This window comes from Paenibacillus sp. USHLN196 (assembly GCF_037144955.1).
GTDB classification, from domain to species: domain Bacteria; phylum Bacillota; class Bacilli; order Paenibacillales; family Paenibacillaceae; genus Paenibacillus; species Paenibacillus xylanexedens_C.
In genome coordinates, this window is record NZ_JBBCYH010000008.1 from 162,906 (window position 1) to 172,673 (window position 9,768).

9 protein-coding genes are annotated in these 9,768 nt (G+C 45.2%); 4 read left to right on the top strand and 5 right to left on the bottom strand.

Annotated features, from left to right (window positions below; genetic code table 11):
* Window positions 1-142: 142 nt before the first annotated feature.
* From cysK to WFI24_RS20195, 4 genes are all read right to left on the bottom strand, one after another.
* Entirely contained in the window at window positions 143-1,099 is a 957-nt protein-coding gene (gene cysK, locus WFI24_RS20180; RefSeq protein ID WP_336763675.1) for a cysteine synthase A, read from the bottom strand.
* 306 nt (window positions 1,100-1,405) lie between these two features.
* Window positions 1,406-1,789, bottom strand: coding sequence for a hypothetical protein (locus WFI24_RS20185; RefSeq protein WP_336763676.1), 384 nt, complete (start codon window positions 1,787-1,789; stop codon window positions 1,406-1,408).
* Between the two features lie 468 nt (window positions 1,790-2,257).
* The gene (locus tag WFI24_RS20190; protein WP_017687536.1) at window positions 2,258-2,491 is read right to left on the bottom strand and encodes a hypothetical protein; all 234 of its coding nucleotides are present in this window, start codon (window positions 2,489-2,491) and stop codon (window positions 2,258-2,260) included.
* Window positions 2,488-3,525 carry a nucleotide-binding protein gene (locus WFI24_RS20195; RefSeq protein ID WP_145322731.1) on the bottom strand — a complete coding sequence of 346 codons (1,038 nt, stop codon included), beginning with the start codon at window positions 3,523-3,525 and terminating at the stop codon, window positions 2,488-2,490. Before WFI24_RS20195 ends, WFI24_RS20190 begins: the two co-directional genes overlap by 4 nt.
* A gap of 918 nt (window positions 3,526-4,443) precedes the next feature.
* Between WFI24_RS20195 and WFI24_RS20200 the strand changes: the two genes are divergently transcribed.
* On the top strand, window positions 4,444-5,178 hold the full coding sequence (locus tag WFI24_RS20200) for a YitT family protein (RefSeq protein ID WP_336763677.1): 735 nt from the start codon (window positions 4,444-4,446) through the stop codon (window positions 5,176-5,178).
* A 126-nt stretch (window positions 5,179-5,304) separates the two neighbouring features.
* Here WFI24_RS20200 and WFI24_RS20205 read toward each other — a convergent pair whose 3' ends face one another.
* Window positions 5,305-5,775, bottom strand: a complete 471-nt coding sequence (locus WFI24_RS20205; RefSeq protein ID WP_336763678.1) for a DUF2188 domain-containing protein — start codon at window positions 5,773-5,775, stop codon at window positions 5,305-5,307.
* 169 nt (window positions 5,776-5,944) lie between these two features.
* Between WFI24_RS20205 and WFI24_RS20210 the strand changes: the two genes are divergently transcribed.
* The 3 genes from WFI24_RS20210 to pabB all read left to right on the top strand — a co-directional run bounded on the left by WFI24_RS20210 (window position 5,945) and on the right by pabB (window position 9,756).
* The gene (locus WFI24_RS20210) at window positions 5,945-6,745 is read left to right on the top strand and encodes a lipid II flippase Amj family protein (RefSeq protein ID WP_145322725.1); all 801 of its coding nucleotides are present in this window, start codon (window positions 5,945-5,947) and stop codon (window positions 6,743-6,745) included.
* A gap of 581 nt (window positions 6,746-7,326) precedes the next feature.
* Window positions 7,327-7,932 (top strand): anthranilate synthase component II, encoded by a 606-nt coding sequence (locus tag WFI24_RS20215; protein WP_336763679.1) that lies wholly within the window; start codon window positions 7,327-7,329, stop codon window positions 7,930-7,932.
* Window positions 7,933-7,959: 27 nt separating this feature from the next.
* Complete coding sequence (gene pabB / locus WFI24_RS20220; protein WP_336763680.1) at window positions 7,960-9,756, top strand: aminodeoxychorismate synthase component I; 1,797 nt, start codon at window positions 7,960-7,962, stop codon at window positions 9,754-9,756.
* Window positions 9,757-9,768: the final 12 nt, after the last annotated feature.

Consider the following 9,768-nt stretch of genomic DNA (forward strand, 5'->3'; position numbering starts at 1 on the left):
TGTTAAAAGTGATATTTGCCTTCATAAAGTCCTTGTTCTCTGCGGATTAAACATTCGTAGGGGAGCAAGGGCTTTTTTGCGTTCTTCAGGCTTTTTTGTTCTTTTACATGTTTCGTTTTGTTGAATTCCTAATGCCTCTTTGTTAAAAAATACCCATGCTCAGATACCGTTCCCCGGTATCCGGCGCAATGCAGAGCACACGGTGTCCCGGCCCCAGTTCCTTCGCGATGCGAAGGGAGGCCCACACCGAAGCGCCAGAGGAAGGGCCAAGCAGCAGCCCTTCCCGGGCAGCAAGCTGCCGCATTGTATCCAGTGCATCCTCATCGGACACCTGGATAATGGCATCCCATACGTCGGTATTCAGGATATCCGGAATGAACCCCGGACTTGTACCGACGAGTTTGTGTGGTCCGGGCTCGCCACCGGACAACACCGGGGAACCTTTTGGCTCCACCGCATAGATGCGGATATCGGGTAGCTGCTTGCGCAGTTCTTCCCCCGTCCCGGTGATGGTGCCGCCGGTTCCAGCGGTGGCAATAAAAGCATCCAACGAGCCATCCATCTGCTGCATAATTTCGGGAGCCGTAGTGATCCGGTGAATATCTGGGTTCGCCTGATTCTCGAACTGCTGCGGAATGAAGCTGCCAGGAATATCTGCCTGAAGCTCTTTCGCTTTGCGAATCGCACCTGGCATCCGCTCGGCAGCAGGGGTGAGCACCACATCTGCGCCATAGGCTTTCAGGATATTGATGCGTTCCTTGGACATGTTGTCCGGCATGATCAAAATGGCTTTATATCCTTTGGCAGCGGCGTTCATGGCCAGACCGATGCCGGTATTGCCGCTGGTTGGTTCGATAATGGTTGCTCCGGGGGTCAGCAGACCTGCCCGTTCAGCCTGAACGATCAGGTTATAGGCGGCTCGGTCTTTGACACTACCGCTTGGGTTGAAGTATTCCAGTTTCACGTATACATCAGCGGAGTCGCTGCCTGTGAGTCGGTTTAGTTTAACGGCAGGTGTCTGGCCGATCAGTTCGGTCACATCTGCGGCAATGCCTGTATGTGCAGGTGTTAGCTTAATCGAATTTGGGTTCATATCCATGAAGTACAGCTCCTTGATTGATAAGACGTTGAGAGCATATCCGGATTGAAATCAATTCATGCCTTATTGGAATGGTTGGATATCTCTATTCCATCTTAATGAACGTAACCTTCCTTGGTCAACTTGTTTTGCTGGAGATGGATATTTTGAGGCTGACACTTAAAACAGCAATGAACATCAACAATTAGTGTAGTGACGTTTTGCAATAGACCAAACGTAACCTTGGATGGTGAGCAGGTTGATCATATCCATCTTGTTAATAGAAGGGGGGGGCGTATGCCCGGTGTCAATGTTGTCAGGGTTGCATCAACTCTGCGCCAGGTCCATCTGCAGTTGCCGACTGAGTTCTTTTTTGACTTCGTTTCGTGCGAACGTCCATAACATGTAAAAACGTTGCCAATACCCCCTGCACATGTACAAGGTTTCGATTCCATCTGCTTCACGTTTCTCCTCCAAAACTTTGACACCACGAGTTCTCATTTGTTTGCGAAGACCCAGCATCTCCTTGAGCACATTGTTCTGAATGCGGGTCAGCGACAGAATGTAGACTTCAGGCATCTTCAGCAGCAGCGTATCCAAAGTTCGAATATCTCGTTCAAGTACATCCAGCAATAGCGTGCGCACAACCAGGCCTTTAATCAGGCGGTGGTCTTCATCCGCAGGGGATGGGGCGGAAGTAGAGGATGTCATATGTTCACTTCCTTAACCTTTAATTGGAATTTTTCATTTACAGAACATGTGTTCTTATATTATAATCAATATATGTAATGGAGATACACAATACAACCGAGAAATATTGGAAGCAAGCACTAACGCATTTTCCTGTAGATACAGATAGTGAATGAGGCTATGGCTTTAAGGACAAGCCTACTCCAAAATTAGGTATAATTTATGGATTTTACAGGAAACCTAAGGCCATAAACCAAATGAACTTTATGCAATGCAGTCTGCTACAGAAGTGATTACAAGAAATAAATTATAGCAATGAATTACAATAAGAATTTCAGGATAACTTGCCGCAACCCCGATGATGCCAGGTCAACGAGAAAGAGCAGTTGTATTTTGACGAAAATGAGCAACAAAAAAGCCCCTGCCTTGGGCGGCGGGGCCTATGGAATACTGCCGATTCAGCGGCAGGCTTGATGATGTGTGCAGAATTTAAGCAAGATATTGAGGCTTTTCGTAGAACGCCTCTTTTTCAAGGATGACCTTATAGGGTCTTTCCTTGCCCTTCAGGGAGGGCCCAATGGTAGTTAGCGGTACGGCCGGCTTGTGGAAACGATCTTCTTCCTTGGGTTCCGGAACCGGTCGTGATGATTCGGGCGCAGAACTGAGGCGTACCTTTTTTTCGCTGCCCCAGCGCTTGCTTATTTTTTTCGTTTCCGGTTTCATTCCGGTTCGCCTCCTAACAAATCGTTGATGGCGTTGAACAGTTGACGATTCTGTAGGTCAATCTGCTGAAATACCGCCTCATCCGCTTCAATATGTCCAATAATGTGAACGGTGATTACATACCTCTTGGCTACAGGATAGCATAGCAGATATTCTTTCTCAAGGTAATCGTCATACAGATTGATCTTGATCTTGTTTTCCCGGTAAGAGTCAATCACCAGGATGCGCTTGGGATCATCCGGTTGTTTGTCGTCATTAGCGGACAAGTCATACTTTCTCCCCGGTTCTCCAACATTACCACATAATTGCTCAATATAACCACTGTCATCTGTACGGTATATGGCAGTGCCACGTACAGCAAATGGAGGGTGAGAGACAAAGGCGGTACGCAGGGCATCGCTCATTCGCTCCAGCATTTTGGCATCTGCTTTGCGGGTACGCAGCAATTCCCTAAAGAACCGCAGCAACTTGAGCAGTTGTAACCTTGCTTCTCCCTCAGTACGCTTATGCTTCTCAATGATATTCTCCAATTCTGGATCACTCCAGCGTCCTTGTTCCTCAATACTGTCTGCGATTTTGGAACATGCCACCGAGACAGCTGGCGCCCACTTTCCGTCAGAACGAATTTCATATACGAGTGGATTTAACCCCAGCAAATCTGTAGGCATACGCAATCCCTCGACCTTGGTTGTGTCCTTGATGTCTGTAATATCTTCAGGAAGAATGAAAAAAATACGCTTTCGTCCCAGACGGCCCATAAACAGACCCATTTCAAGCATTGTATTATCCCGGACCGACGCGTAGTACTTCCCGCGAATTTTGGATATATCATCCGGATGAAAAATAAAAATGGCAAAGTCTGTTGTACGGACTTCTGCTTCCAGGTCGTCCATGGTATAGCTGCTTGGATTAAAAACTCCGGAGTACCAAGGGGTAACTTCAGCTGAGAAACGTAAGTTTTCGTGTACTGCGGCTGCAATCGGCTTGGCTTCCAGCGAGCAGCCAATAAAGACTCTTGGCTTTAACGTTTTCATCAATCCGCCTCGCTTAAACGGTAGTGGGATTCAATTGTTATATTATACCATAAACAGCAGAGTAAGTATGGAAACGTTTGAGCGGAACCAAGAATAAGCCGATTACGCTTGCTATAGTGTATGTTCAAAAGGATAATGATTCCTTTACAACTCCCCAGAAAATAAAAAAAAGGCCCCAATTTGTCACAGTTGGGTGACTGACAGTTATTTTTGGAAGCTTTGGTCATAGAATAAAGGAGCAGGTTGCACCATTAGCAAGCATTGCTTATCCTGGTGTCGCCGTATGACTGCTGGAGCAGTCCAAAGGCTGCTTTATGCGCGTTTTTGACGGGTCTGCTGTTTAGACCCGGTCACGTTGGTGTTATATAATAGAAGAACAAGCAAGTTAGCTTTGGTGTTTAAGCAGAATGAACAATTACACGTTATGAATCATGTTGAACTTACATTCACACAGGAACGAAGAGTGCAGAACCCATCTGTAGAAGCGAAGCGCTCGCCTTTAACACAGGATTTTCCCAAAAGGGAAAATGGAATTCAAAAAATCCGGTGATAACAGCGATCGAAAGAGGGTACTGCAATCGAAGTGGGTTAAGTGTGATATCAGATGTTCGACTTTGTGCATAGTGTAATAAATTCGTTTAACCAAGCACAGCTAACCACAACAGAACAGAAAGGATCAGGATACCATGAGTTCCCGAAGGACAATCTCCCCAAGGACGATCTGGAAACGTTACGATCTCTCATACACATAGCGCCCCTTGTAGAGTACACCAACCGGTTCAAAAAAACGGCTGACTCTGCGAAAGAGGGGATTGGAATGAATATTCGAAGGACGTACACGATGATTTCTTCCAGGCTTGCCTTTTGCAGGGTACGGTCGGTCTAAAAAACCAACCTACAAACTGCGAGGGAACCTGAATGAAGAGAACATCGTTAACCTTACAACACGTTAAAACAGAGGCGATCAAGTTCGCCATTATGCTGCTCGGTACATTTATTTTAGCTTTTGCCTACTATCACATTAACTTTCAGAATCATTTATCGGAGGGCGGATTTGTCGGTCTGGCCCTGCTCGGAAAATACGCAACAGGCTTATCACCTGCTATCGGTATGTTGTTACTGGACATTCCGGTCATGATCCTGGCTTGGTTCATCAAAGGCTGGAAATTCATGATTCAGGCATTGCTTGGCGTCGGTGCATTTTCCCTATTCTATGACGGCTTTGAACGATACTCCACACTCGTGATGTCGTTTAACGGAAATCTGTGGATTCCGGCAGTTCTATCCGGTGTATTGACAGGGGTAGGTGCTGGGATCGTGCTTCGATTCGGTGGAGCGACAGGCGGAGACGATATTCTCGCCGTGCTGGTTAGTCGCTGGAAGGGATGGAAGCTGGGTACAGTTTTCTTTGTCAGTGATGCTTTTGTATTGGGATTGTCGCTTTTCTTTCTTCCGGTAAAAGAAACTTTATATACGATTCTGGCCGTATGGATCGCCAGCAAAGTCATTACGTACGTCGTTAGTGTTCCGGCTCGCGGAACCGTGGTTACGACTTCGGCTGTGAAACTGCCGGTGCCATCGGCTGCAGCCAAAGCAGTTAACGCTGCTGCTGTTTCACAACGGACTACGGTGGCTAGAGGGGTATCCCATTGATCATACGTTTCAGAACAACCATAACCTGTATGCATCATATTCAGGTCTTGATAGTTAAAGTTCAAATAAAATCCCCTTTGTCTGCTCTTCAGCAGCAAAAGGGGATTTTATTGTTTTCCGATTCATTCAGGGCTTGATCGAAGAAGCAATCTGACCATCCTGATTATGGATAATCGCTCGAATATTTTGTTTGCTGCTAAGTTCTTTGGCCTGATCTACAGCTTCTGCCTTAGTATCAAATGTGGATAGATAGTTGGACTTTCCTTCTTCCTTGATCGCCCAACCGGAGTCGGTAGGCACGACATGGATGTTGTCATGACTTTTGGACGAAGAAACCGGCTCGGAATGACGATGCTCCCCAGAAGATGACTTTTTATGGTTGGAATTTTCGGAAGAAGATGTGGACTCCGATTTCGAACTTTTCGGCACGGGATGATTCTCATCCCATTCTTCCGCCTTAGCTGTCGCGATGGCAATCGAGCGTCCTTCCTCATACCCGTCATCGAGCAGAGCATTCGCAATTTCAATTGCTTTGTGTCTGACACGTGGTTCCAGGTTCTTCATGGATACCGGATAATCCTGTTTGTTCCAAGGCATATGAATCCCTCCTGTACAATAATGGATTAGTTGTATATTACCCTGTGAGGGAAGGGATAAACGATGATCCAGAAGGATCTCGGTCCTATACTTTTACAAGACAGAGGAGTATAATGCTGTGCATGAAAGAAATAAGTTCAACAAAAGGAAGATAAAGGAGTACATACATATGTTTAGTCTTAGCCTGGCAATCCCTATGCTGTTCACCATGCTGATTCATGCCGCAGACAGCTTGTCATATGCGTTGCGTCTTGGCGGACTACGCACCCGCAGAATCGCTCTAGCCATTTCACTGGCAGGTATCTTGCTGTTGGTTTCTCGAACCTCTAATATGGCCCAGGGTCCGTTGGTAGGTAATCTGGTGGATACCGCAACACGGGGGGCCAATCCACACTTTGCAGGACAGCTGCATTGGTTAATGGGTGCGGCAACGATAGGAACGGCATTAGCCATATTGTGTTTCCCAACCATGGTGAAGCTCTCATCGAGAATGGTTGTGCATTTTGAAGCAGCCGGTTCCATCCCTGCAATGGTTCGCGGTATGCTGAAGCGAAGCAAGATTAGAAATGCAACGTATTACATCACCCCGCCATCCTGGAAGATGGCCAAACGATTGGTAAGGCATGGGATGCCAAGACGGTTAATGTTGCTGAATGTAGCTGTAACCGCAATCTACACCACGGGTGTCCTGTCCAGCTTGTACGCAGCTTACCTTTATCCAGCGCAGGCTGTAGCTGCATCCCAATCAACAGGGCTGATTAACGGAATAGCAACGATTTTGCTGACCATCCTGATTGATCCACGAATTTCCCTGCTCAGTGACAAGTCATTACGTGGCGAGATCCGTTTAGATCGCATGAATCAGATCTACGGCTGTATGCTCGTATCCCGGCTGTTCGGTACAGTTCTAGCACAGTTGCTATTAATTCCATTTGCGTATTGGATCGGTTGGATTGTAAGTATGATGTGATAAAGGCTGGCCTTATCAGGAATGTATCCATACATCCCGAGGGCCAGTTTTTTTGTGAATTTCGGCTCAAAGTGATTCATAAAAAAGACAAAAAAACTCATTTTATATTGAAAATTTACATAATAAGTTATCAAAGTGCAAAATATTTAAAACAACAGTGGTATACTTGTTTAATATGGGTTATTATGAAATAGGCATTGGTTTTCACTTTAATTCCCAACATATAAGAATATTACATGATACACAATGTAACAATTCGGATAACTTCCAGTTTTTACCACAAAAAAAGGCAACCAGACGTCGTTCTCTTTGCTTCTCCTTTACAAGTCACTTTTTCCAGAATCGACCCTCTTATCAGATTTCACTAACATCGTAGTGAATATCATTTTGCGCATAACACAAAATAATGAACTTCATTAAACCGAACAGTCTGTTTTTTTGGGGTCTTCAGGACCTGTATCCTTAACATAACTAAGATCAGAACGGCTATTTACATGGCGTTTTAGACCGAATAGTCAGTCTCCTAGCTTGTAAGTCATCCTTTTCTGGATTTTAATTCAATATTGGAGGGATACCTGCTTATGATCGTCATGATTGATAACTTTGATTCTTTCACGTATAACCTTGTGCAGTACTTCGCTGATCTGGGTGAGAGCGTAAACGTGTATCGTAATGATGCGATTACGGTAAAAGAATTGGAAGAGATATCGCCGAATTATATCGTGATTTCTCCAGGTCCATCTAATCCGTCAAACGCTGGAGTTTCTCTTGAAGTGATTCGATATTTTGCTGGAAAGATTCCAATTCTTGGTGTATGTCTTGGCCATCAGGCTATTGCTCAGGCATTTGGAGGAAAAGTGGAATCAGCCCGGCATCTTATGCACGGCAAAACCTCGGATATCTCGCATGATGGCAAAACGTTATTTCAAGGTATGCCTGCCGTTCTGAACGTGGCAAGATATCACTCGCTTATTGTCAATCCTGATCTCCCGGAAGAATTGGAAGTCACCGCATGGTCCAGCGATGGGGAAGTGATGGGACTTCGTCATAAGAAATGGAGTATAGAAGGAGTTCAGTTCCATCCGGAATCCATTATTACGCCATCCGGCAAACAAATTCTGGCTAACTTTCTGCAGAACTGTTCTTATCAAAAGACGGAATCCGACTCAAGTTACGTTACGCTCTAAACTAACTTCTCAAGGAGGTATTCTTGAATGAATCAATCAGATGCCAATCCGTATATCTTATTTGATTTTGTAGGCGAGGATCGTTGTAAACAGCGCAAAATCTTCAGGAATCCTGTTGAAGTCATTAAAGCGACATCCATTGAAGAGGTAAAACCAGCGTTGCGACAGATTCAGGACGCTGTTGATAAGGGATATTATGCAGTAGGTTATGTGTCCTATGAGGCAGCGCCAGCTTTCGATCCCGCTTTTCGAGTTCATTCAGATGCGGCTTTACCGCTCATATGGTTTGGTATTTTTGAAGGGTATGATACAGGTTATGCATCTTCATCTGATGAATATCGGATCTCAGGATGGGAACCAACGGTTACAGAGAAGACCTATCATCAGAATATACATAAAATTCACGAGGCCATCGCGCGGGGAGACACCTATCAGGTCAATTATACGATGCGTCTTCGGTCGGAATATGAGGGTGACCCTTACTCCTTTTATACAAAGCTATGTGATGCACAACAGGCCGATTACTCAGCCATGCTGCAACTCGGTGATATTAGTATTTTAAGTGCTTCACCTGAATTGTTTTTCAAAAAGAATGGAAATCAGCTGGAGACTCGTCCGATGAAAGGAACAGTGAAACGGGGATTCTATCAGGAACAGGACGACGAATTGGCTGACTGGCTGTATCAATCCCCCAAAAATCGGGCTGAAAATGTGATGATTACGGATTTACTCCGGAATGATCTTAGTGTTATAGCCGAGACGGGAAGTGTGCATGTCCCGAGACTTTTTGATATTGAGAAATATTATACTCTGTTTCAAATGACCTCTACCGTTACAGCAAATGTCAGGTCTCACATACAGTTGGAGGATATGTTCTCAGCACTCTTTCCCTGCGGTTCCATCACTGGGGCACCGAAAATCAGCACAATGGACTTAATTTATGAATTGGAAGATACACCAAGGGAGATCTATTGCGGATCGATTGGCATGTTGAGTCCGGATGGTTCATCCGTTTTTAATGTAGCGATTCGTACCGTGTGGATTGATCATCAGCGAAATCAGGCTGAATACGGTGTGGGCGGAGGCATCACCTGGGATTCGACAGCTTCGGATGAATATGCAGAGGCCAAAACAAAAGCGTTAATGCTAACGGAACAAAAGCCATATTTTGAATTATTGGAATCGCTTCGATTGGAGAACGGGCAGTATTCCCTCTTGGATAGGCACCTTGACCGGATGATGGATTCTGCATCCTATTTTAACTTTGAGGTGATTAGAGAGGATATTCATAACCAACTGACTGCTTATGCCAGCAAACATTCAACCGGCCTTCATAAGGTCAGAGTGTTGTTATCTCCATTAGGACAAGTTTCGGTTGAGAGCACGCCTCTTATTGAAACAAAAGAAACACAAACGGTAGCTCTCGCGAAATCACCAATTCTCTCCAGTCAGCGCTTCTTGTATCACAAGACCACGTATCGGAACATGTATGATGTTCATCGTATGGCGTGTGGAGATGGCTATGATGTTCTGCTGTGGAATGAGCATAAGGAACTTACTGAATTCACAACAGGAAATGTTGTCATTGAGCAACAGGGTAAAAAATATACTCCACCCAGAGATAGCGGATTATTAGCAGGCACATTACGAAATCAACTCCTGTATGACGGAGCTCTTGAGGAAAAGGTATTAACATACAGAGACATAATCGAAGCAACAAATATATGGCTCATCAATAGTGTCCGTGGGTGGATCCCTGTTGAAGTTTCACAGGAAAGTCTGGACCATTCGTTACATGAACTCACCATTACCTCAGGGCAGTGAAAGGAGAAAGCG

Coding starts and splice junctions, on each gene's coding strand:
- WFI24_RS20205 (WP_336763678.1), bottom strand. CDS start 5,775: ATGCCTTGGAACAAACAGGATTATCCGGTATCCATGAAGAACCTGGAA.
- WFI24_RS20200 (WP_336763677.1), top strand. CDS start 4,444: ATGAAGAGAACATCGTTAACCTTACAACACGTTAAAACAGAGGCGATC.
- WFI24_RS20215 (WP_336763679.1), top strand. CDS start 7,327: ATGATCGTCATGATTGATAACTTTGATTCTTTCACGTATAACCTTGTG.
- WFI24_RS20190 (WP_017687536.1), bottom strand. CDS start 2,491: ATGAAACCGGAAACGAAAAAAATAAGCAAGCGCTGGGGCAGCGAAAAA.
- WFI24_RS20195 (WP_145322731.1), bottom strand. CDS start 3,525: ATGAAAACGTTAAAGCCAAGAGTCTTTATTGGCTGCTCGCTGGAAGCC.
- WFI24_RS20185 (WP_336763676.1), bottom strand. CDS start 1,789: ATGACATCCTCTACTTCCGCCCCATCCCCTGCGGATGAAGACCACCGC.
- cysK (WP_336763675.1), bottom strand. CDS start 1,099: ATGGATATGAACCCAAATTCGATTAAGCTAACACCTGCACATACAGGC.
- WFI24_RS20210 (WP_145322725.1), top strand. CDS start 5,945: ATGTTTAGTCTTAGCCTGGCAATCCCTATGCTGTTCACCATGCTGATT.
- pabB (WP_336763680.1), top strand. CDS start 7,960: ATGAATCAATCAGATGCCAATCCGTATATCTTATTTGATTTTGTAGGC.